At 64.9% G+C, this 20,550-nt stretch carries 28 protein-coding genes; 15 read left to right on the top strand and 13 right to left on the bottom strand.

Annotated features, from left to right (window positions below; all coding sequences use genetic code 11):
• Positions 1 to 30 precede the first annotated feature (30 nt).
• The gene (locus LLW23_RS17405; protein WP_228946750.1) at positions 31 to 1,638 is read right to left on the bottom strand and encodes a phosphoenolpyruvate carboxykinase; all 1,608 of its coding nucleotides are present in this window, start codon (positions 1,636 to 1,638) and stop codon (positions 31 to 33) included.
• Between the two features lie 139 nt (positions 1,639 to 1,777).
• On the opposite strand from LLW23_RS17405, the gene LLW23_RS17400 reads away from it, so the two are divergent.
• The 9 genes from LLW23_RS17400 (at position 1,778) to LLW23_RS17360 (ending at position 8,325) form a co-directional block, all read left to right on the top strand.
• Positions 1,778 to 2,482 carry a response regulator transcription factor gene (locus tag LLW23_RS17400; protein ID WP_228946749.1) on the top strand — a complete coding sequence of 235 codons (705 nt, stop codon included), beginning with the start codon at positions 1,778 to 1,780 and terminating at the stop codon, positions 2,480 to 2,482.
• Complete coding sequence (locus LLW23_RS17395) at positions 2,451 to 4,031, top strand: stimulus-sensing domain-containing protein (RefSeq protein ID WP_228946748.1); 1,581 nt, start codon at positions 2,451 to 2,453, stop codon at positions 4,029 to 4,031. The genes LLW23_RS17400 and LLW23_RS17395 overlap by 32 nt, the downstream gene beginning before the upstream one ends.
• A gap of 58 nt (positions 4,032 to 4,089) precedes the next feature.
• Positions 4,090 to 4,452, top strand: coding sequence for an HPr kinase/phosphorylase (locus LLW23_RS17390; RefSeq protein ID WP_228948632.1), 363 nt, complete (start codon positions 4,090 to 4,092; stop codon positions 4,450 to 4,452).
• The gene (rapZ, locus tag LLW23_RS17385; RefSeq protein ID WP_228946747.1) at positions 4,449 to 5,363 is read left to right on the top strand and encodes an RNase adapter RapZ; all 915 of its coding nucleotides are present in this window, start codon (positions 4,449 to 4,451) and stop codon (positions 5,361 to 5,363) included. Before LLW23_RS17390 ends, rapZ begins: the two co-directional genes overlap by 4 nt.
• 17 nt (positions 5,364 to 5,380) lie before the next feature.
• Positions 5,381 to 5,794, top strand: coding sequence for a PTS sugar transporter subunit IIA (locus LLW23_RS17380; RefSeq protein ID WP_228948631.1), 414 nt, complete (start codon positions 5,381 to 5,383; stop codon positions 5,792 to 5,794).
• Positions 5,791 to 6,060, top strand: a complete 270-nt coding sequence (locus LLW23_RS17375; RefSeq protein WP_228946746.1) for an HPr family phosphocarrier protein — start codon at positions 5,791 to 5,793, stop codon at positions 6,058 to 6,060. Before LLW23_RS17380 ends, LLW23_RS17375 begins: the two co-directional genes overlap by 4 nt.
• Before the next feature lie 6 nt (positions 6,061 to 6,066).
• The gene (locus LLW23_RS17370; RefSeq protein ID WP_228946745.1) at positions 6,067 to 6,879 is read left to right on the top strand and encodes a TrmH family RNA methyltransferase; all 813 of its coding nucleotides are present in this window, start codon (positions 6,067 to 6,069) and stop codon (positions 6,877 to 6,879) included.
• A 1-nt stretch (position 6,880) separates the two neighbouring features.
• Entirely contained in the window at positions 6,881 to 7,360 is a 480-nt protein-coding gene (locus LLW23_RS17365) for an RNA pyrophosphohydrolase (RefSeq protein WP_228946744.1), read from the top strand.
• A gap of 68 nt (positions 7,361 to 7,428) precedes the next feature.
• Positions 7,429 to 8,325 (top strand): DUF481 domain-containing protein, encoded by an 897-nt coding sequence (locus LLW23_RS17360; RefSeq protein ID WP_333473782.1) that lies wholly within the window; start codon positions 7,429 to 7,431, stop codon positions 8,323 to 8,325.
• A 13-nt stretch (positions 8,326 to 8,338) separates the two neighbouring features.
• Here LLW23_RS17360 and LLW23_RS17355 read toward each other — a convergent pair whose 3' ends face one another.
• The 5 genes from LLW23_RS17355 to thiE all read right to left on the bottom strand — a co-directional run bounded on the left by LLW23_RS17355 (position 8,339) and on the right by thiE (position 12,274).
• On the bottom strand, positions 8,339 to 9,151 hold the full coding sequence (locus tag LLW23_RS17355) for an inositol monophosphatase family protein (protein WP_228946743.1): 813 nt from the start codon (positions 9,149 to 9,151) through the stop codon (positions 8,339 to 8,341).
• A gap of 138 nt (positions 9,152 to 9,289) precedes the next feature.
• Positions 9,290 to 9,853: an elongation factor P gene (efp, locus tag LLW23_RS17350; protein WP_228946742.1), complete on the bottom strand. Its 564-nt coding sequence runs from the start codon at positions 9,851 to 9,853 to the stop codon at positions 9,290 to 9,292.
• A 34-nt stretch (positions 9,854 to 9,887) separates the two neighbouring features.
• On the bottom strand, positions 9,888 to 10,490 hold the full coding sequence (locus LLW23_RS17345) for a M23 family metallopeptidase (protein WP_228946741.1): 603 nt from the start codon (positions 10,488 to 10,490) through the stop codon (positions 9,888 to 9,890).
• A 15-nt stretch (positions 10,491 to 10,505) separates the two neighbouring features.
• A complete protein-coding gene (locus LLW23_RS17340) occupies positions 10,506 to 11,522 on the bottom strand; it encodes a L,D-transpeptidase family protein (protein ID WP_228946740.1) in 1,017 nt (338 codons plus the stop codon).
• Between the two features lie 71 nt (positions 11,523 to 11,593).
• The gene (gene thiE / locus LLW23_RS17335; protein ID WP_228946739.1) at positions 11,594 to 12,274 is read right to left on the bottom strand and encodes a thiamine phosphate synthase; all 681 of its coding nucleotides are present in this window, start codon (positions 12,272 to 12,274) and stop codon (positions 11,594 to 11,596) included.
• A gap of 329 nt (positions 12,275 to 12,603) precedes the next feature.
• Here thiE and LLW23_RS17330 point away from each other — a divergent pair, with 329 nt between their 5' ends.
• Positions 12,604 to 13,263: a fasciclin domain-containing protein gene (locus tag LLW23_RS17330; protein ID WP_228946738.1), complete on the top strand. Its 660-nt coding sequence runs from the start codon at positions 12,604 to 12,606 to the stop codon at positions 13,261 to 13,263.
• A gap of 96 nt (positions 13,264 to 13,359) precedes the next feature.
• On the opposite strand, the gene LLW23_RS17325 is transcribed toward LLW23_RS17330, so the two are convergent.
• From LLW23_RS17325 to pgsA, 3 genes are read right to left on the bottom strand one after another with little or no spacing between them, the layout of a single operon-like run.
• Positions 13,360 to 13,791 carry a molybdenum cofactor biosynthesis protein MoaE gene (locus LLW23_RS17325; protein WP_228946737.1) on the bottom strand — a complete coding sequence of 144 codons (432 nt, stop codon included), beginning with the start codon at positions 13,789 to 13,791 and terminating at the stop codon, positions 13,360 to 13,362.
• Positions 13,788 to 14,039: a molybdopterin converting factor subunit 1 gene (gene moaD / locus LLW23_RS17320; protein WP_228946736.1), complete on the bottom strand. Its 252-nt coding sequence runs from the start codon at positions 14,037 to 14,039 to the stop codon at positions 13,788 to 13,790. Before moaD ends, LLW23_RS17325 begins: the two co-directional genes overlap by 4 nt.
• A gap of 5 nt (positions 14,040 to 14,044) precedes the next feature.
• A complete protein-coding gene (gene pgsA, locus LLW23_RS17315; protein ID WP_228946735.1) occupies positions 14,045 to 14,611 on the bottom strand; it encodes a CDP-diacylglycerol--glycerol-3-phosphate 3-phosphatidyltransferase in 567 nt (188 codons plus the stop codon).
• Between the two features lie 114 nt (positions 14,612 to 14,725).
• On the opposite strand from pgsA, the gene LLW23_RS17310 reads away from it, so the two are divergent.
• Entirely contained in the window at positions 14,726 to 16,021 is a 1,296-nt protein-coding gene (locus LLW23_RS17310; protein ID WP_228948629.1) for an MFS transporter, read from the top strand.
• Between the two features lie 21 nt (positions 16,022 to 16,042).
• On the opposite strand, the gene LLW23_RS17305 is transcribed toward LLW23_RS17310, so the two are convergent.
• Positions 16,043 to 16,210, bottom strand: a complete 168-nt coding sequence (locus LLW23_RS17305) for a hypothetical protein (RefSeq protein WP_228946734.1) — start codon at positions 16,208 to 16,210, stop codon at positions 16,043 to 16,045.
• 90 nt (positions 16,211 to 16,300) lie between these two features.
• On the opposite strand from LLW23_RS17305, the gene LLW23_RS17300 reads away from it, so the two are divergent.
• Positions 16,301 to 16,825, top strand: coding sequence for a gamma carbonic anhydrase family protein (locus LLW23_RS17300; protein WP_228946733.1), 525 nt, complete (start codon positions 16,301 to 16,303; stop codon positions 16,823 to 16,825).
• A 27-nt stretch (positions 16,826 to 16,852) separates the two neighbouring features.
• Here LLW23_RS17300 and LLW23_RS17295 read toward each other — a convergent pair whose 3' ends face one another.
• Positions 16,853 to 17,179, bottom strand: a complete 327-nt coding sequence (locus tag LLW23_RS17295; protein ID WP_228946732.1) for a UrcA family protein — start codon at positions 17,177 to 17,179, stop codon at positions 16,853 to 16,855.
• A gap of 119 nt (positions 17,180 to 17,298) precedes the next feature.
• Here LLW23_RS17295 and LLW23_RS17290 point away from each other — a divergent pair, with 119 nt between their 5' ends.
• Together LLW23_RS17290 and LLW23_RS17285 are read left to right on the top strand one after the other, a co-directional pair.
• Entirely contained in the window at positions 17,299 to 18,210 is a 912-nt protein-coding gene (locus LLW23_RS17290) for a LysR family transcriptional regulator (RefSeq protein WP_228946731.1), read from the top strand.
• 8 nt (positions 18,211 to 18,218) lie between these two features.
• Positions 18,219 to 19,190 carry an NAD(P)H-dependent flavin oxidoreductase gene (locus tag LLW23_RS17285; protein ID WP_228946730.1) on the top strand — a complete coding sequence of 324 codons (972 nt, stop codon included), beginning with the start codon at positions 18,219 to 18,221 and terminating at the stop codon, positions 19,188 to 19,190.
• A 44-nt stretch (positions 19,191 to 19,234) separates the two neighbouring features.
• On the opposite strand, the gene LLW23_RS17280 is transcribed toward LLW23_RS17285, so the two are convergent.
• Together LLW23_RS17280 and LLW23_RS17275 are read right to left on the bottom strand one after the other, a co-directional pair.
• Positions 19,235 to 19,507, bottom strand: a complete 273-nt coding sequence (locus tag LLW23_RS17280) for a DUF3297 family protein (protein WP_228946729.1) — start codon at positions 19,505 to 19,507, stop codon at positions 19,235 to 19,237.
• Between the two features lie 99 nt (positions 19,508 to 19,606).
• Positions 19,607 to 19,957 carry a hypothetical protein gene (locus LLW23_RS17275; protein WP_228946728.1) on the bottom strand — a complete coding sequence of 117 codons (351 nt, stop codon included), beginning with the start codon at positions 19,955 to 19,957 and terminating at the stop codon, positions 19,607 to 19,609.
• A 141-nt stretch (positions 19,958 to 20,098) separates the two neighbouring features.
• On the opposite strand from LLW23_RS17275, the gene LLW23_RS17270 reads away from it, so the two are divergent.
• Complete coding sequence (locus LLW23_RS17270; RefSeq protein ID WP_228946727.1) at positions 20,099 to 20,503, top strand: EVE domain-containing protein; 405 nt, start codon at positions 20,099 to 20,101, stop codon at positions 20,501 to 20,503.
• Positions 20,504 to 20,550: the final 47 nt, after the last annotated feature.

Genomic DNA, 20,550 nt, shown 5'->3' with positions numbered 1-20,550 from the left:
ACGCCGACGCTACGGTCAAGTCGCCTGTGATCAGGCAGGCTGGGCGACCTTCGGGGCCGAATCTCGCACGCCTTGATCAACGTGCTCGGCGAACTGAGCAAAATTCTCGTTGAACAAGTCGACGAGCTTCGCTGCGGTAGCGTCGTAACCGGTCTTGTCCGCCCATGTCTCGCGCGGATCGAGGATTGTTGCGTCGACCCCAGGGACCGACACCGGCACCTTGAAGCCAAAGTTCGGATCGGTGCGGAATTCGACGTAGTTCAAGCTTCCATCAAGCGCGGCGTTGAGCAGGCCCCGGGTGGCCTTGATCGGCATGCGATGCCCGATCCCGTACTTGCCACCGGTCCAGCCGGTGTTGACGAGCCAGCAATCCACCCCGCCCTTCGCGATCCGCTCCTTGAGTAGATTGCCGTAGATCGACGGATGCCGCGGCATGAAGGGTGCGCCGAAGCAAGTCGAGAAGGTCGCGTCGGGCTCGGTCACGCCGATCTCTGTACCCGCAACGCGCGCGGTGTAGCCTGAGAGGAAGTGGTACATCGCCTGATCGGGGGTCAGCTTTGCGATCGGGGGCAGGATCCCGTAGGCGTCGGCGGTGAGGAAGATGATGTTCTTCGGCACGCCACCCATATTCTCTTCCGACGAGTTCGGGATGAAGTCGATCGGATAGGCGCCACGGCTGTTCTCCGCGAGGCTGGCGTCGTCGAGGTCGAGCTTGCGCGTTACCTGGTCCATCACGACGTTCTCCAACACCGTGCCGAAGCGCTTCGTGGTCGCGAAAATCTCAGGCTCGGCATCGGGCGAGAGCCGGATCATCTTGGCGTAGCAGCCGCCTTCGAAGTTGAAGACCGCGGTATCCGACCAGCCGTGCTCGTCGTCGCCGATCAGCGTGCGGCTCGCGTCGGCTGACAGCGTCGTCTTGCCGGTGCCGGACAGGCCGAAGAACACCGCGGTCGAGCCATCGGCGCCCATGTTGGCGGAGCAATGCATCGGCATCACGCCCGACGGCGGCAGGAGATAGTTGAGGAGGCCGAATACCGACTTCTTCATCTCGCCGGCGTATTTGGTGCCACCGATCAGGATCAGTTTCTCGGTGAAATTCACGGCGATCACCGTCTCGCTGCGCGTGCCGTGGCGTGCAGGATTGGCGCGGAAGCTCGGCAGATCGATAATCGTGTAATCGGCGACGAAGCTCTTCAGCTGCGACTCTTCGGGGCGAACAAGCATCGTGCGAATGAACAGGTTATGCCACGCGAGCTCATTGATCACGCGGACGCGGACGCGGTGCCCGGGCTGCGATCCACCGAACAGATCCTGGACGAACAGGTCCTCTTTCTCACGAAGGAGTGAAAGGAAATCCTCCTTCAGTGCGGTGAAGTGCGCAGGGTCCATCGCCTTGTTCGACTTGCCCCACCATACCGTATCGGCGGTTTCGGCATCCTTGACGATGAACTTGTCCTGCGCGGACCGACCGGTGTGTGCGCCAGTCTCGACGACCAGCGGGCCATCGGCCGAGAGCTTGCCTTCGCCGCGCGCGACTGCGGCTTCGACCAATCGTGCGGTGACAAGATTCCAGTGCAATGTCGCACGAGTTTCGATGCCGAGTGTCTCAAGGCCAGCGTCAGGAATTCGGTCGCTCACGTAATATCCCCTAAAGGTCTGTCTGGTTCTATTTGCCTCGCACGAATGCGGCTTTGAGATAGCGCATATCGGCGGGGTCCGATGTCGTCAAACATACCAGGATTGAGAAAGTCCCGGCATTGCACTAACCCGCGCCGGCATGACGGCAACGATCGCGCTCGTTGATGACGATCGCAACATCCTGACCTCGGTGTCGATCGCGCTCCAGGCTGAGGGCTTCCTGACCCGCGTCTATTCGGATGGCGAGACGGCGCTGAAGGCGCTGACCGAGAATGCGCCCGACCTTGCGATCTTCGACATCAAGATGCCGCGGATGGACGGGCTGGAGCTGCTGCGCCGTTTGCGCGAGCGCAGCCAGATCCCAGTGATCTTCCTCACCAGCAAGGACGATGAGCTCGACGAGGCGCTCGGGCTGGCGATGGGTGCGGACGATTACATCGCCAAGCCGTTCAGCCAGCGCCTGCTGATCGCCCGGATCCGCGCGATCCTGCGCCGTACCGAGCTAACGCAAACGAGCGAGGCGGGCGTGAGCGAAGCGCAACCGGCGATCGATCGCGGCCGTCTGACGATGGATCCAGCGCGGCATCGGGTCACCTGGAACGGCCAGCCGGTGACTTTGACGGTCACCGAGTTCCTAATCCTCGAGACGCTGGCGCAGCGGCCCGGCATCGTGAAGACGCGCAACCAGCTGATGGATGCGGCTTATCAGGATGACATCTACGTCGACGACCGGACGATCGATTCCCACATCAAGCGCGTCCGCCGCAAGTTCCGCGGGGTCGACCCCGACTTCGACTCCATCGAAACATTGTATGGCGCCGGATATCGATTCTCCGAGGAGTGAGGGCGGCGATCTCGCGCTGCGCTGGTCGGGACGCGTTTCGCTCACGCGGCGGATTCTGGCGGTCAACATCTTCGCACTGCTGCTGTTGGCCGGCGGGTTCTTCTATCTCGATTCGTACCGCAGCCGCATCCTCGACGGCAATCTCGATCAAGCAAAACGCGAGGCGCGACTGATCGCACGAGCGCTGGCGGCTGTATCCCCGGATGCGCGCGACCCGCTGATCGTGCAGCTATCGCACGACACGAAAACGCGGTTGCGGCTTTACAGCATCGATGGAGCGTTGATCGCAGACAGCCGAGTGCTCGGCGAGCGCAATTTCCTGCTGCGCGATCCGGACAAGGATGGGCTCGACCAGCGGGCGGCCCGGTTCCTCGATGCCGCAATCGATACGATCGTAGGTGCGTCGCGCTTACCGCTATATCGCGAGCAGCGCAGTGGTCTCGCGTGGCCTGACGTTCGCATTGCTCGGTCGGGCGGCGCGGCTGGCACCATCTGGCGAGCGCCGGACCGGACACCAGTGATCACCGCCGCGGCGGCGCTTGCGCCTGGTGGCCCGGTCGTGATGACGACGGTCAACGCGCGCGACATCACGCAGACCGTTCGGGTCGAGCGGTTCCGCCTTAGTCTCGTGCTGCTGACCGCCACCATTGTTTCGATCCTGCTTTCGCTGTTTCTCGCCCGGACCATCGTGCGCCCGCTTCGTCGGCTGGCACGCGCGGCAGTCCGCGTGCGGTTAGGGCGCGCGCGCGAAGTGGTCGTGCCGCGTCTGCCGGATCGCGGCGACGAGATCGGCATGCTCGCCCGCGCTCTGTCCGACATGAGCCTCGCGCTGCGGGCTCGGATCGATGCGACCGAGGCCTTTGCCGCCGACGTGACACATGAATTGAAGAACCCGCTCGCTTCCCTGCGATCGGCCGTCGAGGGGCTCGGGAGCGTGCGCGATCCCGAGCTGCAGGAGCGGCTGCTCGTGATCGTGCGGGACGACGTGTTCCGACTCGATCGGCTGATCAGCGATATCTCGGAAGCCTCCCGGCTCGACGCGCAGCTCAGCCGCGCGAAGTTCGAGCCCGTCGATATCGGCCTGATGCTCGAAGGGTTGATCGCGCAGCACGCCGCACGCGGGATCGATCGCGACGTGCGGCTGCGATTTGATCGCGGCGACGCACACGACGAAAGTGGCGAGCTAATCGTACCCGGCGAAGGCTCGCGGCTGGAGCGGGTGTTCGAAAACTTGATCGACAATGCCATATCGTTTTCGCCCAGCGGTGGGCTCGTTTCCATCGCGGCGTTGCGCCACGAGAACCTGCTCGAACTGCGCTTCGAGGATGAGGGGCCTGGCGTTCCCGAGGATGCACGCGAGGCGGTCTTTAGACGCTTTCACTCAGTCCGGCCGGGTATCGAGGCGTTCGGGCGGCATTCCGGGCTCGGTCTCGCGATTGCGCGAACGATCGTGGAGGGGCATCAGGGCACAATCGACGTCGAATCGCGCGAGGACCGGCTGACGGGTGCTCGTTTCGTGGTCCGGCTGCCGCTGAGTGACCGGAGCTGACGTGGACGACCGCCAGACGATCCATGCCTCTACCGTTGCGATCGCGGGCCGCGGCGTGATGATCCTCGGCGCCTCGGGAGCGGGCAAGTCTGACCTCGCGCTGCGCCTGATCGATCGTGGCGCGACCCTGGTGTCGGATGATTACACCGAGATCTCGCGCGAGGGCGGTACGCTGGTCGCAAGTGCCCCGGTGACGATCGGCGGCAGAATCGAAGTGCGCGGGCTCGGCATCGTTCCTTCCCCGCACGTTGACGGCATCACCGTGGCGCTTGCGGTCCGCGTGGATGTGCCGGTCGAGCGGATGCCCGAGCCAATGCGCGAGCTGTTCGTTGGGGTTGCTGTCCGCGTGCTGCCGCTCGACCCCCGCCCGGCCTCGGCGCCGTTGCTGGTCGAGCTTGCCTTACAGCACGATCTGCCATGACCGCCCCACCCGAAATCCTGCTGGTTACCGGGCTGTCCGGTGCGGGCAAATCGACCGTGCTCAAGACGCTGGAGGATCTCGGCTGGGAAGTCGTCGACAACTTGCCACTGTCGCTGCTGGATCGACTGCTCAGCGTAGACGAGACGGTCGATCGCGAAGGCCCGACGCGACCGCTCGCGATCGGCAGTGGTGCCGCGACGCGTGATTTTACGCCCGACATGATCATAGCACTAGTCGATCGCCTGCTTGCCGGTGGTCGCCAAGGAATCGAGGCGCTGTTTCTCGACTGCGCGACCGACGAACTTGCCCGCCGTTACGATGAGACCCGGAGGCGGCATCCACTCGCGCTCGATCGCCCGGCACGCGAAGGGATCGATCGCGAGCGCGCAGTCCTGGAGCCGCTGCGTGGGTGGTCCACACGGTTGATCGATACCAGCCGCTACAATGCATCAGATCTCGCGCAACGTATCCGGGCTGACTTTGCCCGGCCTGGGCTGAGTGAACCGACTGTTTCGGTATCGTCGTTCGGGTTCGCCCGCGGCCTCCCGCTCGACGCTGATCTCGTCTTCGACATGCGGTTCCTGCGCAATCCGCATTGGGACCCCACGCTTCGGCCGGGCACCGGGGTCGACCCGCCAGTCGCCGCCTATGTCTCGGCCGATCCGGCGTACGAGCCAGCCATCAGCCGCATCGAAGACCTGCTGCTGATGCTGCTTCCCCGCTATCGCGCCGAAGGGAAATCCTATATCAACATCGCCTTCGGCTGTACCGGCGGGAGACACCGGTCGGTCCATGTCGCGGAACGCGTTGCTGCACGGTTGCGCGAGGCGGGTTTTTCGCCCACCGTTACACATCGTGATCTCGCGGCAGTGCCGCATGATACGCTCGAGGGACGGCCTGACGGGCAATGAACGATTTGACGACGCAAATGATCGGGCTGGTGCTTGTGACACACGGCCGGCTGGCCGATGAGTTCGTGACGGCGATGGAGCATGTCGTGGGGCCGCAGAAGCAGGTCCGCACGGTGGCGATCGGGCCGGACGACGATATGGAGGCACGCCGGGCGGATATCCGCGGCGCGATTGTCGACGTGGATGCGGGACGCGGCGTGATCGTGCTGACCGATCTGTTTGGCGGCACGCCTTCCAACCTTGCGATTTCGCTGATGGAGCGTGGGCGGGTCGAGGTGATCGCCGGGATCAACCTGCCGATGCTGATCCGGCTGGAGTCGGCACGCCGGAAGATGGGCGTGGCTGCGGCGGTGGCAGCCGCGCGCGAGGCGGGACGCAAGTATATTTCAGTTGCGTCGGAAGTGCTCGGCGTCGGCGAGGCCGCGGCATGACGGTAACCCGCGACGTTTTGATCGCTAATCGGCGTGGGCTTCACGCGCGCGCCAGTGCCAAGTTCGTCACTCTCGCCGCGCAGCAACCACTCACGGTAAACGTCGCCAAGGGCGGCTCTTCGGTTACCGGAACGTCGATCATGGGGCTGATGATGCTCGGCGCCGCGATGGGCGACACGATCACGATCAGCGCGGTGGGCGATGAAGCCGATGCGGTGGTCGCGACGATGTGCGATCTCGTCGAGGCGAAGTTCGGCGAAGATTGAGGGCCCATGCCCCGCGTGATTACGGCCTTTTCCAACCCGCTGGTCAAGCGCGTCCAGGCGCTGCGGGACAAGCGGCATCGGCGCGAGGCAGGGCTGTTTCTCGCCGAAGGCCTGCGTATCCTGACCGAGGCGCGCGAGACGGGGCGATTGCCGCAAATCCTGTTCTTCGCGGCCGCCAGTGCGCGTCATCCGCTGGTGCTGGCGCTGGTCGCGGCTGTGGAGGATGCAGGCGGCGAGGCCATTGAGACGAGCGAGGCGATCCTCTCCAAACTTTCGGGGAAGGACAATCCGCAGGCGATGGTCGGCGCGTTTGCGACATTCAACACCGCACTCGATGACCTCGACCGCGGTTCCAGCGCGATCTGGCTAGTCGCAGAGCGGCTGCGCGATCCGGGCAATCTTGGCACTATCCTGCGCACCGGTGATGCGGTCGGCGCGGGCGGGCTAATCCTGATCGGGGATAGCGTCGATCCGTTTTCTACCGAGGCGGTGCGCGCGAGCATGGGGGCGCTGTTCACAGTCCCGCTGGTGCAAACGACATGGGCGGAGTTCCTGCCGTGGCTGCGCGCCGGCCCCGGGCAGTTGGTCGGGTTGAGCCTCCGGACGGAGAACAACTATCGCACGGCGCCCTATGCGGCGCCGACATTCCTGCTGACCGGTAACGAAGCGCAGGGGCTGCCCGCGGAGATCGAGGCAGCGTGCGACTTGCTCGTGAAGATGCCGATGCTCGGCAAGGCGGACAGCCTTAACGCCGCGGTTGCGACCGCGGTGATGGCGTACGAGGTCCTCGCCCACCACGCCTCTGCGAAGGACGCTTGAAATGACCAATCCCGCCGACCTTCCTTATCGCCCGTGTGTCGGCATCATGTTGCTCAACGCACAGGGTCAAGTGTTCGTTGGGCAGCGGCTCGATAGCACGCTCGAGGCGTGGCAGATGCCGCAGGGCGGGATCGATCCGGGCGAGGCGCCGCTGGACACCGCGATCCGCGAATTGGGCGAGGAAACCGGGATCGTTCCGGAACACGTCGAGCTGATCGCGGAAGCGCCGGGCGATTTCCACTACGAAATTCCGCCAGAAATGATCGGCAAGGTGTGGAAGGGTCGCTATCGCGGGCAGGCGCAGCGCTGGTTCCTCTTTCGGTTTACCGGTTCCGACAACGACATCCGGATCGAGACTGCGCACCCCGAGTTTCGCGCGTGGCGGTGGATCGATCCCGTTGACCTTCCCTCGGTGATCGTGCCCTTCAAGCGCGCCTTGTACCGCGATGTTCTCGCCGCCTTTTCGGCTCACCTCGACTAAGCCACGACCGGCCCTCGCGCGCTTCATCGAGCGCGCGAAATTTCGTACTGTTTTGCGTGCGCTTAGCCTTGCTCCTGCTCGCCCCGTTTGCGCCAGCTGACGAAGCGCTTGTCGTGCAAGCGGAGCCGGCGACTATTCCGGCGGCGATCCGCGCAATGCTGGAGGCTGCGATCGCTTCTGGGAATGAGAGCGAAGTCGCGACGATCGTCAAATACGCGCGTACCGCCGACCCGGCGAGCGGCGATGCGGTGCTGATGATCGCGAATGACTGGCGCGACGCACGATCGCGAGAGCGCCAGACGCGGATCGAGCGTGCGGGGATCCTCGACCTTTGGACCGGGCGGGCGGAAATCGGTGGCTTCGTGACGACCGGGAACTCGGACACGGCCGGCGTGACGGGTGTGCTCGATCTCACCCGCGAGGGACTGGAATGGCGGCACAAGCTGCGCGCGCAAGCGGATTATCAGCGCAGCATCGGGACCACGACGCGCGACCAGTCGCTTGTCGCCTACGAGCCGAACTGGAAGATCGATTCACGCCGCTACGTCTACGGGGCCGCGCAATATGAAAGCGATCGCTTCCTTGGGTACAACGATCGCTACTCGGCATCTGCTGGAGCCGGATACAGCGCGGTTCAGACGCCCACGGTAACGCTCAACCTGGAACTCGGGCCGGCTTATCGGCACACCGAGTTCACCGATGCCACCACCGAGAGCAGCCTCGCCGCGCGTGGTAGCCTGGACTTCGATCTGAAGCTGTCCCCGGGTCTGACCCTGATGCAAGACGCTGCGGCTTACCTGCAGCGCTACAATTCGACCGTCAGCGGCACTACGGCGCTGGCGGCGCGGTTGATCGGGCCGCTCTCGGCGCGGGTGAGCTATAGCATTCAGTATGAAAGCATGCCGCCGCTGGGGCGGGTATCGACCGACACGACCAGCCGGGCATCGCTGGTCTATACGTTCTGAGCCGGGCGCGGCCTTAGCGCAGCGCGCCGGCCAGCAGCTTGTGCAGCTTGGAATGCAGGCCATCGTTCGCAGCAAGGAATTCGTTGCGCTCGATGGGGCGGTCGCCGCCGCGAAAATCGGTGACGAAGCCGCCGGCTTCCTTGATCAACAGCAGCCCGGCGGCGACGTCCCAGATCTTGAGATCCGATTCCCAGAAGCCGTCAAACCGCCCGCCAGCGACCCAGGCGAGATCGAGTGCCGCAGAGCCAAGCCGGCGGATGCCTGCCACTTGCGGCGCGACCGCGCCGAAGATGCGTGCCCATTGCGCGAAATCGCCGTGACCCATGAATGGGATGCCCGTAGCGATCACCGCTTCCGACATCTCGCGTCGTGACGAGACGCGCAGCCGTTGATCCTGCAGCCAAGCGCCGCGGCCCTTTTCAGCCCAGAAGCTTTCGTCGGTCAGCGGCTGGTAGACGAGCGCAGTGGTGATCTCGCGCTTGCCGTTGGGTAGCGGCTCCTCGACCGCGATCGACATGGCGAAGTGCGGGATGCCGTGGAGAAAGTTCGTGGTGCCGTCTAGCGGATCGATGATGAAGCGCGGCTTGGTCGGATCGCCGGCAACTTCGCCGCGCTCCTCCATGATGAAGCCCCAGTCGGGGCGCGCCTTGGACAGTTCCTCGTAGAGCGTCTGCTCGGCGCGCTGATCGGCCATCGTGACGAAGTCAGCGGGCCCCTTGCGGCTTACCTGAAGGTGCTGGACCTCGTTGAAGTCGCGACGCAGCCGCGGCGCGGCCTTGCGCGCGGCGCGCTCGATGACAGTGAATAGGCCGGATTGGGCTGGCATTTTAAATCCTTCTCCCCGCTTGCTGGGAGAGGCCAAGCGAGCGAAGCGATGCGCGGGAGAACGGGTTGATAAAGGGCGGCGCGCTGGACTGCCCCTCTCCCCTACCCTCTCCCCGCGAGCGGGGAGAGGGAGTTTCCTTTAGTCCGCGCGGCGGACGTAGGTCTGTTCGTAGACGTCGACCACGATCCGCGTGCCCGCGCCGATGTGCGGCGGCACCATCACACGTACGCCATTATCGAGGATCGCAGGCTTGTAGCTGGAGGAGGCGGTCTGCCCCTTCACCACGGCGTCGGCCTCGACGATCAGCGCCTCGATCGTGTCGGGCAACTGGACGCTGATCGCGTCTTCGTCATGAAGCTCCATCACCACATCCATGCCGTCCTGCAGGAAGGCGGCGGCATCGCCGAGCAGGTCGCGCGGCAGGGTCACCTGATCGTAGGTGATCTTGTCCATGAAGACCAAACCGTCGCCCTCGGCGAACAGGAACTGGAAGTCCTTCGTATCGAGGCGGACGCGCTCCACCGTCTCGGCGGAGCGAAAGCGAACATTGTTCTTGCGGCCATCACGCAGGTTCTTCAGCTCGACCTGCATGTAGGCGCCGCCCTTGCCAGGCTGGGTGTGCTGGATCTTCACCGCGCGCCAGATGCCGCCTTCATATTCGATGATGTTGCCGGGACGAATGTCCACGCCGCTGATCTTCATGACCTGTACCTGCTGGAAAGAGCGATCCGCGCGTCTAGCGACGAAGCGCCTGTCCGGCAAGCAGCGGGAAGGGATTGCGCGGCTCGCCCTGCGACCAGCTGTCACCGGGACGCATGCGGTTGACGGCAAAATGGAGGTGGGTGTTACCCGGCCCGGCGTTGCCTGTGTCGCCGACAAAGCCAAGCAACGTGCCCTGTCGCACCATCATTCCCTCGCGGATACCAGGCGCATAGTTGGCGAGGTGAGCATAATAATAGTTCCACGCACGGTCGGGTGATCGGACGTAAAGCGTCACTCCACCCGCCGCGCTGTTGAACAGTTTTTCGATCCGCCCGGGCGCGGCGGCAACGACGGGGGTGCCGCCCGGCGCAGGAATGTCGATCGCTTGGTGGACACGGGCGCCTTCATCGCGACTGTCGCCCCAGGTGTCGGCCAGCGCATCGGCGGGGAAGCCCGCCACCGGGATCGCGAGCGGCGCGCCCTCTGCCTTGGCGATCGACAACGGCGCTAGCACTTCGTCTGGGCGCGCCGCCGGCGGCGCTGGGCGGAGCGCGGCGGGGCCGAATGACAGCATCGACGCAAAGGCGATCGCGGCGAGCACGATCAGCCCGAGGATGGTTCCGCCCAGTTTCGTCATCGGCCCCCGCCCTCGTTATGCCTGGAAGATAACCGGCATGCCGGACTTCACCATCAATGCAACGCGGGCCGCATCCCAGTTCGTGAGGCGGACGCAGCCGTTGCTTTCGGTGCGGCCGATCTTCTCCGGATCGGGCGTGCCGTGGATGCCGTAATGCTCCCGGCTCAGATCGATCCACACGACACCGACGGGATTGTTCGGGCCGGGCGGAATGATCTGCGCTTCCTTGCTGTCGCTGACGCCCTTCAGAATTTTCGGGTTCATCTTCCAATCGGGATTGGGTGAGACGTGCAGAACCTTCCAATTTCCGAGCGGCAGCGGATCGCTCGCCGAGCCGATCGTGGCGCTATATTGCGCGACCAGACGGCCATTGCCGTCGAAGGCGCGGACGACCTTATCGGACTTGTCGACGACGATCTTTGCGGCCTGGGGTACATTCGCCTCGACGTTCAGGTGGGCCAGCGTGCGACGCCATTCCGGTGTCGCATCGCTGGGATAGGCTCGCGAGCTAGGCAAGGCGTTGGGCAGGACGATCTTCTGGCCTACCGCGAGACGCATGCCGGGCGGGTTGAGCGCAGCGATCACTGCCGGAGTGGTGTGAAACATCTCGGCGAGCTTTTCGATCGGTCTGACATACGCCATACCATCAAGCTTCGACTGTTCGGCGTAATCCTTCGGGATGCTCTGGATGTACGGCCCTCTCAGCGATGCGGCGTCGAGCGTCAGGGTGAGCGTCGGACGTGCGGCGCGGTACGGATAGAGGGCCCGCAGCGTCGGCTGGTCGATCTTGCCGGTGATGCCGAGGCCACGCGCCTCCTGAAATCCCTTCAGCGCGCTGACCAGCGAGATGCCGCCGCGGCCGTCGAGGACGCCGGGGCCGAAGCCAAGCTTGTCGAGGATCACCTGCACGTGGAGGATCGAGCGGTCGATCGGAGCGGGGGCGGCGGGCGCCTTCTTGGCTTCCGGCGCCTGGGCGATCGCGGCGCTGCCAAGACCGAGGGTGGCCGCGATGGCGACTGCGAATGGCTTCATGCTCGGTCCTTTACTGATACGCTTCGCCATCAACGGATCGGCGGCATGTTGTTTCCGAAGCGTATCGACAATTATCGTGCGAGAATGGCGTTGAAATTCTGCACCGCCGACGCCTCGTCACCGCCCCAGACAGCGTGGCTGACGGCGATGAAATCGGCACCGGCAGCAACCAGCGGCGCGGCATTGGCGGGGGTAATCCCTCCGATCGCGACGCAGGGCAGCTCGAACAATGCGGCCCACCACGATAGGATCACGGGCTCGGCGTGATGCTTCACCTCCTTGGTGGTGGTGGGGAAGAAACTGCCGAAGGCGACATAGTCGGCACCGGCCTCGCCCGCTGCCATCGCGAGGTGGCGGCTGTCGTGGCAGGTGACGCCAATCTGCGCTTGTGGACCGAGCTCCGATCGCGCCTCGCGCGGATCGCCGTCTTCCTGGCCGAGATGGACGCCGTCGGCCCCGAGCCGCTTGGCGAGTGCAATGCTGTCGTTGACGATGAAGGCGACGTCGCGATCGGCGCAGATCCGTTGCAGCGGCTCGGCCAGTGCCGTGGCCTCGTGCTGGTTGATGTCCTTCACGCGGAACTGGAACGCGGCGACCGGGCCGGCGTCGAGCGCGCGCGCCAGCCGATCGGGGAAGCTTCCGGCAACGTCGAGCGGCGAGACCAGGTAAAGCTGGCACGGTGGGCGGCGGACGTCGCGCTTGAATGCGACGGCGAAGTCGGGGTCGAGGGGGCCAAGGGGATCATCGGTCATGCTGGGCGCGGTAGCGGCATGTGGTGCGCGGTGGAAGCCGGGCTTGCAGGGCGTTGGTGCGGGTTGCCGGGCGCGAATGTTGAGGAAGTTGAGGGTGTCGCGCGGTTTTTCCGGAGCGCGAATGTTGAGGAAGTTGAGGCGGTCGCACGCTGTTGTCGGCGGGCGCAACGTCGCAGCGCGGTGAGGGAGACGGAAGACATGGCGCGATCGTGACAGATGAGCGGTGTGTAGGACAGATTTCCGATGCACCGGGCGAGGTACGGGACATGCTGCCGCAACCAAGTGTCTGGTTGGCGCGTCTTTTTCTCGATTAGGCGTGGGAGTATCGAGTGACGAAACGGCTGTTCACGGCGATCGGTGCGACGCTTGCGTTGGCTTCCTGCACGTCGCCGGCCGCACGCATTGCGACCGTGGCACCTCCACCCGCTGTCGCTGCGCCTGTGGCACCGGCGGCCCCAATCTCGGCAAACAGCGGGCTAGCCGCGGCTGCAGCGACGGCGACCAATCCATTTGTCGGCGGCACGGCGATGCTTGGGACACGGACGATTGCGGACAATTTCGCGTCGGCCCCCAATCTGCGGATGCTGACTCACGCCGTCGATGTCGGCGGCGTACGCGATACGCTGGCCGGATCGGGGCCAATCACGGTGTTTGCGCCGACCGATCAGGCGTTCGGTCGGCTGGCGGACGGTGCGGTCGGTCAGTTGATGGAGCCGGCGAACCGCGCGGCGCTGGTGAAGGTAATCAGCTATCACGTCGTACCGGGCGCGATCACGCTGTATGACCTGCGCGCGCGGATCGATGCGGGTCGCGGGACGGCGCGGCTCACGACAATCGCTGGCGGTTCGCTTGCAGCCACGAAAGAGGGCGAGGCAGTGGCGCTGACCGATGCCAACGGCAACAAGGCTTACGTGCAGACGCCCGACGTTCAGCAGGTGAACGGGGTTATTCATGTGGTGAATGGGGTGCTGGTGCCGCAACTGGGGTGATTGCCCCGCCTTCGTGATGCCGGGCTGTTGGGCTTGACGTTCGACCGTCCTCCACGTTGATGGGTGGATACCGGGACGAGCCCGGCATGACGGATTTTACTTCCAGCGGTCCGCTGCGGCGTCGTCGGTGGTGCGGGGTTCGACCCAGCGCTTGGTTTCGCCGACCGTCTCGCGTTTCCAGAATGGGGCATCAGTTTTCAGCCTATCGATGAGATAGGCGCAGGACTCGAGCGCGGCGGCACGGTGGTCGGCGCTGGTGGCGACGAAGACGATGCGATCGCCGGGCCGCAGCGGGCCGACGCGGTGGACGATCGTGGCGGTATGGAGCGACCAGCGCGCGATCGCCTCAACGGCGAGCACTTCGAGTGCGGCTTCGGTTGCGCCGGGATAATGTTCGAGGCGGAGTTCGCTGACGCCATCGTCGGCACGAACGATCCCAGTGAAGGTCGCGACTGCCCCGCCCTGCTCTGCCTTTTCCAACTCTGCGGCCAAGTCGATCGGTTCAGGGCCGACGCGGACGCGGATCATCCGCCGGTTACCGGGGGGAAGATCGCAATCTCGCTTGCGCCGGCGATCGGCGTTTCCAGTGGAACAAACGACTGGTCGCGTGCGGCTCGGAGACGGGTGGTGTCGGCAAATGCGGCGGCATGGCCCGCGCCTTGGCTTGCGAGCCAGTCGATCAGATCGGCGATCGTGGCGACTTCGGCTGGCGGCGAGACCTCTTCCTCGGCGAGGCCGATCCGCTCACGCACCCAGGCGAAATAAACGAGCCGCATCCGGCTCAATCCATGTGCTTCAGGCCGACGCGGAGATAATCCCAGCCGGTTACCACCGTCAGCGCCGCCGCACCCCATAGGCAGACGAGCCCGATAATGCGGATCCACTCCCACGCCGGCAGCGCACCCGCGAGGATCAGCGCGCCGAACGCGACGAGTTGAAGTGTCGTCTTCCACTTGGCGAGTTTCGACACCGGCAGCGACACCTGCAGCCCGGCGAGGAATTCGCGCAGGCCAGAAACGGCGATCTCGCGCAGCAGGATCACCAGCGCGGGAATGATGTGAAGGCCGTTGATCACGGCGATATCATCATGCCGGGTGCCGACCAGCATCAGGATGACGGCTGCGACCATGATTTTGTCGGCGATCGGATCGAGGAACACGCCAAGCCGCGAGACGGTGCCCTGCGCACGCGCCAGATAGCCATCGAAATAGTCGGTGATCGCCATCAGGCAGTAGAGCGCGAAGGCGATGCCGAACCCCGCCTCCCACCGCGGCCACCACAGGAACGCGACCAGCGCGGGCACCGCGACGATCCGCGAGAGGGACAAAAGATTGGGAAGCGACAGCACAATCGCGGGCTTAGCCGCCTCCGCCGCGCGCGCAACCCCGTCACGGGGTTGGCAGTGGCGACGCGGCCGGGCTATGTCCGCCACGATCCTGCCACAACCGGGCGATTTTCCGTCATGATCAACGCCCTCGGGCTTCTGAAGCGGCGACGATTCCTGCCGCTCTTCACCACGCAGTTCCTCGGCGCGTTCAACGACAATCTCTTCAAGACCTCGATGGTGCTGTTCGCGACCTACGAGATCTTCGCCGACGAGCGGCAGGAAAGCTTCTTCAACGCGCTTGCTGCCGCGCTCTTCATCCTGCCGTTCTTCCTGCTCTCGGCGCTCGCCGGGCAACTCGCCGACACGACCGACAAAGCGCGAATCATCCGGATCGTGAAGATCGCCGAGGTCGGCATCATGGCGCTGGGCTGCAGCGGTTTGCTGCTCGCGCGTACGGGGCAAGTGACCTTGCCGGTCGTGATGATGCTGGCCGCGGTGGTCGGGCTGGGCATTCACTCGACGTTCTTCGGCCCGATCAAATATGCGATCCTGCCGCAGCATCTCGAGGAAGAGGATGTGCTCGGCGGGACCGGGCTGGTCGAGGCGGGGACGTATCTGTCGATCCTGCTCGGCACGATCGTGGCCGGATTCATCTATCGCTCGATAGCGATCGTGGCTGGCGTGACATTCGTCGTGGCGGTGGTGGGATATTTCATCGCGCGCAAGATCCCCCCTGCCCCGCGGCTCGGGCCGCCCGTGCCGCTGGACCTTAATCCGTTCCGCGCCTCGTGGCGGCTGATCGGCGCGACGCTGCATATCCCGCGGCTGTTCCTGGCGATCTGCGCGATCAGCTTCTTCTGGACGATCGGATCGGTGCTGGTGGTGATTTTCCCGCCACTGGTGAAAAACGTGCTGACCGCGGATGCGAGCGTCGCCAGCCTGGTGCTGGGGATTTTCTCGATCGGCGTGGCGATCGGATCGGTGGTGATCAACCTGATGCTGCGCGGACATATCTCGGCGCGCTTCTCGCCCGCCTCGGTGATCGCAATGGGCGGCGCGGTGCTGGCGTTCTGGTTCGTGGTGACGGGGTGGGAAGTGGCGCCGGCGGGTACGCTGTACGATATTCCACGCTTCATCGCGCATCCCGGCGCGCCGCTAGTGCTGGTGACGCTGCTGTTCGTGGCGATCTTCGGGGGGATGTTCGTGGTGCCGCTCTACGCGTTCCTGACGACGACGGTGCCCAAGGACCAGACGGCGCGAACGGTGGCGGCGAACAATGTGGTCAACGCCGGGGCGATGACGATCGGATCGGTTGCGGTCGCGGCGGTCACGGCGCTTGGCGCAACCCCTAGCCAGCTCCTACTGCTGGTTGCGGGCATGTGCCTGATCTCGGCGTGGATCGCGCAGAAGCTGCACCGCGCCTGCGACTGACGCCGCTCACGTGATGCCAGCTTACATGATGAGCGTGTAGAAACAGACGAAGAAGGCAGTGAAGCTGAGCACGAACAGCTTGAGATCATGATCGTCCCCGCGCGGCGCCGGTGCCACCACGGGGGGCGGCAACGACCGGCGCAGTGGGTGGCGGGCGGCTTCGTTGGTGGTGACGAGGATGCGGTTCATAAGCGAGGAGTTAACAACTCGTTTACGATTTAGCACCGTTGGATTTCTTGGTTAAATGCGACGTGTCCGAGGATGGCACAGGAGAGATGGATGCCGCTGTATGAGTTCCGCGGGCAGCGCCCGACGTGCCACGCGACCGCCTGGGTCGCGCCGAGCGCCGAGCTGATCGGCGACGTGCAGCTCGCCGAAGACACGAGCGTTTGGTTCGGCGCGGTGATCCGCGGTGACAACACGACGATCCCGATCGGGGCGCGCAGCAACGTGCAGGAAGGCGCGATGCTGCATTCCGATCCCGATGCGCCGCTGGCGGTGGGCGAGGATTGCACGATTGGGCATCATGCGATCCTGCACGGCTGCACGATCGGCAACCGGGTGCTGATCGGCATGGGGGCGACGGTGCTCAATCATGCGGTGATCGCGGACGATTGCATCGTCGGCGCGAACGCGCTGGTGACCGAGGGAAAGACCTTTCCGCCCGGCAGCCTGATCGTCGGCAGCCCCGCGCGGGCGGTGAAGCAACTGGACGAACGGGCGATCGCCGGGCTCAAAATGTCGGCGGCACATTATGTAGAGAACGGCCGCGCCGCTGCCGCCGGGCTGAAGCGGGTGGATTAAGCGCACCCGCTTCGCCGTGGCGTTCAATCACTTGGCGCTGAGCTGGATCGCGCCGGTTGGGCGGATCGAAGCCAGAAGCGCGGTGCGCTGGGTGGTGGTGGCGGCGAGCGTCTGGGCGACGCAATCCTGCACCAGCTTGCGCTGCGAGCGATCATAGGCGGCAGGCGCAGCGCAGACGTCGCGTGCGGCGAGGTGCAGCCGGCGATCGAGCCGGGCGACGCCAGCGTCGGTGTCGAGGCGCAGATCCGCGACGTGGACGGTGCGGCTGGCGGTGCGCGTGTCGACCTGGGCCTGTGCGGTAGGTGCAGTGAGGAACCCCGCGGCGAGCGCCGCGAGCGGGAGGAGGATCTTCATGTCGGGTCTCCGTTGGTGTCTGCCGCGACCGTTCGCTGCCGACGACATCCATGTACCTCGGAGATCAGTTGCAAACGAACACTGTTCTTGGCGACCTATTCTGCGGTAATGCAGAATGGATGGAAGATTGGGACGATCTTCGCCATTTCCTTGCGGTCGCGGACACTGGCAGCACGCTCGCCGCGGGGCGCAAGCTGCGCGTCAGCCAGACGACATGCGCGCGGCGAGTCGCGGCTCTGGAGACGCGGCTGGGCGTGCGGCTGTTCGATCGGAAGCCGGCGGGATACCTGCTGACTTCCGATGGCGCGGCACTGCTCGGCGCGGCGCAGGGAGCAGCCGACGCGGTGGAGGCTTTCGCGCAGGCTGCCGAGTCGCGTGCTCGCGCGGCACGCAGCGTCGTACGGCTGACCGCGTCTGAGATCTTCGCAGTGACGATGCTGGCGCCGGTGCTGCGCGACTTTCACGACGCGCGGCCCGACATCCGAATCGAGCTCGATACGTCGGACGAGGTACGCGACCTGGCGGCGGGCGCCGCCGACATCGCAATTCGCATTGCCGGGAGCCCGTCTGGTGCGGGTGTCATCGGGCGGCGCGTGGCGGACGATGACTGGGCGATATATTGCAGCCGTGGCTTCGCCGCCGCGCGAGGCATCCCGCGATCGATCGAGGAGTTGCGCGGCATGCCGATCATCGGCGGCGGCGAGGAAGGCGTGTGGCGGATGTACGGCGAGTATCTGCGGCACTTCGGCCTGGTCGATTCGATGGTGATGCAGCACAATACGTCACTCGGGCTGCTCGCCGCTGTGCGCTCGGGACTGGGGCTGTCCGCGCTCCCCTGCCTGGTGGCGGATCACGAGCCCGATCTGATCTGCTGCTTCCGGACGCCACAGCCGACTCGCGGCATGTGGCTGCTAATCCACGAGCGATCGCGCGGCGAGCCGCGGATCCGGACGGTCGTCGACTTCCTCTACACGCGACTGGTTCACGCGACGCAGCGTGATGCTGGACAGGTCGCTACGGTGACGACATAACAAAAGCTATGTCAGTCCCAGCGATCCTTTCCCGCCTGCGGTTGCCGATCATCGGCTCGCCCTTGTTCATCATTTCCGGCCCGGAGCTGGTGATCGCTCAATGCAAGGCCGGCATCGTGGGTTCGTTTCCTGCGCTCAACGCGCGGCCGCAAGGGCTGCTCGACGAATGGCTGCACCGGATCACCGAAGAGCTGGCGGCGCACAACCGCGACAACCCCGATCGCCCCGCGGCGCCGTTCGCGGTGAACCAGATTGTCCACAAGTCGAACGACCGGCTCGATGCCGACCTTGCCACGTGCGAGAAGTGGCAGGTGCCGATCACGATCACGTCGCTGGGCGCGCGCGCCGAGTTGAATCAGGCGGTGCATAACTGGGGCGGGATCACGTTCCATGACGTGATCGACGACCGGTTCGCGCGCAAGGCAGTGGAAAAGGGCGCTGACGGGCTAATCCCGGTCGCTGCCGGTGCTGGCGGCCATGCGGGGCGGCTGTCGCCGTTCGCGATCGTCAGCGAGATCCGGCAGTGGTTCGACGGGCCGGTTGCGCTGTCGGGATCGATCGGCACGGGTGACGCCGTGCTTGCGGCGCAGGCGATGGGGGCGGATTTCGCCTATATCGGCTCACCGTTCATCGCGACGGTCGAAGCGAACGCCGACGAAGGCTACAAGCAGGGCATCGTCGAGGGGAAGGCCTCCGACATCGTCTATTCCAACCTGTTCACCGGGGTGCACGGCAATTACTTGCGCGGCTCGATCGAGGCGGCGGGGCTCGACCCCGACAATCTGCCCGAGGGCGACTACAAGACGATGAACTTCGGTCAGGGCGACAATGCGCCCAAGGCGAAGGCATGGCGCGATATCTGGGGTTCCGGCCAAGGCATCGGTGCGGTCGAGAAGGTGGAGACGGTCGCGGACCGGATCGACCGGATGGAGCGCGAATATCGCGCGGCCAAGGCGCGGATCGGGTTGGTCGCGGCCTAAGGTCAGGATCGCCACGCCGGGACTAGCCCGGCGTGGCGCAATCGTTACGCTTCTGTGGTGCCCTCTTCCGCGCCCTCGGCAGGGCGCTGGAAATACGCTTCGACCGGTCCGAGGAGCTTGATCGTCAGCGGACGACCGCGGCGATCGACCTTCTTGCCCAGCGCGACGCGGATCCAACCTTCGGAAATCGAATATTCCTCGACATCGGTGCGCTCGAGACCCTTGAAGCGGATGCCGATGCCGCGTTCGAGCGGCGGCTGGTCGAAGTACGGGCTGCTGGGGTCGATCGAGAGATGATCTGGTGGTGTGTCGGTCATGCCGGCGCGACTAACCGAACAAATGCGACAGCCCAACAAAAAAGCGGCGCGGAAAGCCCCTGCTCTCCGCGCCGCCCCTGCGTGACCTCTTAGATAGGATCAGCGGCAAACCCGAACCGGCACGCGGCCGTAGTACGGGTCGAACGCCCACTGCCGGAAGCAGCGTGGGCCGCGCCAGTTGTTCCGATACGGATTGAAGCGCGCACGCGGATAATAACCGCGATACCCGTTGTAACCGTTATAGCCGTAAAAGCCGCGGTTGTTGTTCGACGCGATCGCTGCGCCGAGACCAAGCCCAATCACGCCGCCGATCAATGCGCCCGCAGCAACATCATTGCCACGATCATAACCGCGGCCGCGCCAGCGCTGAGCGTCGGCCGGGGCAGCAGCAGCAAGTGCGGTCGCGGCCATCGCCGTGCCGAGACCCGCCTTCATCATCAGTCCATTCATCTCGAACCTCCTCTACACAGTTACGCTCGGTCCGCTCCGAAGGAGTAAACGCATGAGGCTGCGAGCGTGTTCAATGCTATGTCCGATTCGGGCTGAACCCAGCCGGAATATGGCGTTCATAAGGCGTTTAGGAAAGCATTGATGCGATACTGGTTGTTACGGTCCGAGCCGGATGTTTACGGCTGGGATCATCTGACGCGCGACGGCGAGACCGAGTGGGACGGCGTGCGCAATTACACCGCGCGCAACTTCCTCAAAGAAATGGAAGTCGGTGATCGGGCGATCTTCTACCATTCCAACACGGAAAAGGCAGCCGTGGGCACGATGGAGATCGTGCGAGCCTGGCGACCCGACGGCGACAAGGACCAATGGGCATCGGTCGCGGTGAAACCATTGGAGAAGATGCCGGTGCCGGTGACGCTGGCGGCGATGAAGGCAGAGCCGCGGCTCGCGGCGCTGGAAGTGCTGCGGCAGAGCCGATTGTCCGTGACGCCAGTGCGAGACGATGAGTGGGCGGTTCTGATGGAACTGGGCGGCGTGAAGTAGCCTGCTCGTCATGCCGGGCTCGTCCCGGCATCCACGGTTCCGCGTGC

Source organism: Sphingomonas radiodurans (assembly GCF_020866845.1).
GTDB lineage: Bacteria > Pseudomonadota > Alphaproteobacteria > Sphingomonadales > Sphingomonadaceae > Sphingomonas > Sphingomonas radiodurans.
This window is presented reverse-complemented; position numbering and strand designations above follow the sequence as displayed.

Excerpts from the sequence above, each read along its gene's own strand:
- LLW23_RS17400 (WP_228946749.1), top strand. The coding sequence starts at position 1,778 with ATGACGGCAACGATCGCGCTCGTTGATGACGATCGCAACATCCTGACC.
- LLW23_RS17395 (WP_228946748.1), top strand. The coding sequence starts at position 2,451 with ATGGCGCCGGATATCGATTCTCCGAGGAGTGAGGGCGGCGATCTCGCG.
- LLW23_RS17390 (WP_228948632.1), top strand. The coding sequence starts at position 4,090 with ATGATCCTCGGCGCCTCGGGAGCGGGCAAGTCTGACCTCGCGCTGCGC.
- rapZ (WP_228946747.1), top strand. The coding sequence starts at position 4,449 with ATGACCGCCCCACCCGAAATCCTGCTGGTTACCGGGCTGTCCGGTGCG.
- LLW23_RS17380 (WP_228948631.1), top strand. The coding sequence starts at position 5,381 with ATGATCGGGCTGGTGCTTGTGACACACGGCCGGCTGGCCGATGAGTTC.
- LLW23_RS17375 (WP_228946746.1), top strand. The coding sequence starts at position 5,791 with ATGACGGTAACCCGCGACGTTTTGATCGCTAATCGGCGTGGGCTTCAC.
- LLW23_RS17370 (WP_228946745.1), top strand. The coding sequence starts at position 6,067 with ATGCCCCGCGTGATTACGGCCTTTTCCAACCCGCTGGTCAAGCGCGTC.
- LLW23_RS17365 (WP_228946744.1), top strand. The coding sequence starts at position 6,881 with ATGACCAATCCCGCCGACCTTCCTTATCGCCCGTGTGTCGGCATCATG.
- LLW23_RS17355 (WP_228946743.1), bottom strand. The coding sequence starts at position 9,151 with ATGCCAGCCCAATCCGGCCTATTCACTGTCATCGAGCGCGCCGCGCGC.
- efp (WP_228946742.1), bottom strand. The coding sequence starts at position 9,853 with ATGAAGATCAGCGGCGTGGACATTCGTCCCGGCAACATCATCGAATAT.
- LLW23_RS17345 (WP_228946741.1), bottom strand. The coding sequence starts at position 10,490 with ATGACGAAACTGGGCGGAACCATCCTCGGGCTGATCGTGCTCGCCGCG.
- LLW23_RS17340 (WP_228946740.1), bottom strand. The coding sequence starts at position 11,522 with ATGAAGCCATTCGCAGTCGCCATCGCGGCCACCCTCGGTCTTGGCAGC.
- thiE (WP_228946739.1), bottom strand. The coding sequence starts at position 12,274 with ATGACCGATGATCCCCTTGGCCCCCTCGACCCCGACTTCGCCGTCGCA.
- LLW23_RS17325 (WP_228946737.1), bottom strand. The coding sequence starts at position 13,791 with ATGATCCGCGTCCGCGTCGGCCCTGAACCGATCGACTTGGCCGCAGAG.
- moaD (WP_228946736.1), bottom strand. The coding sequence starts at position 14,039 with ATGCGGCTCGTTTATTTCGCCTGGGTGCGTGAGCGGATCGGCCTCGCC.
- LLW23_RS17310 (WP_228948629.1), top strand. The coding sequence starts at position 14,726 with ATGATCAACGCCCTCGGGCTTCTGAAGCGGCGACGATTCCTGCCGCTC.
- LLW23_RS17305 (WP_228946734.1), bottom strand. The coding sequence starts at position 16,210 with ATGAACCGCATCCTCGTCACCACCAACGAAGCCGCCCGCCACCCACTG.
- LLW23_RS17300 (WP_228946733.1), top strand. The coding sequence starts at position 16,301 with ATGCCGCTGTATGAGTTCCGCGGGCAGCGCCCGACGTGCCACGCGACC.
- LLW23_RS17295 (WP_228946732.1), bottom strand. The coding sequence starts at position 17,179 with ATGAAGATCCTCCTCCCGCTCGCGGCGCTCGCCGCGGGGTTCCTCACT.
- LLW23_RS17290 (WP_228946731.1), top strand. The coding sequence starts at position 17,299 with ATGGAAGATTGGGACGATCTTCGCCATTTCCTTGCGGTCGCGGACACT.
- LLW23_RS17285 (WP_228946730.1), top strand. The coding sequence starts at position 18,219 with ATGTCAGTCCCAGCGATCCTTTCCCGCCTGCGGTTGCCGATCATCGGC.
- LLW23_RS17280 (WP_228946729.1), bottom strand. The coding sequence starts at position 19,507 with ATGACCGACACACCACCAGATCATCTCTCGATCGACCCCAGCAGCCCG.
- LLW23_RS17275 (WP_228946728.1), bottom strand. The coding sequence starts at position 19,957 with ATGAATGGACTGATGATGAAGGCGGGTCTCGGCACGGCGATGGCCGCG.
- LLW23_RS17270 (WP_228946727.1), top strand. The coding sequence starts at position 20,099 with ATGCGATACTGGTTGTTACGGTCCGAGCCGGATGTTTACGGCTGGGAT.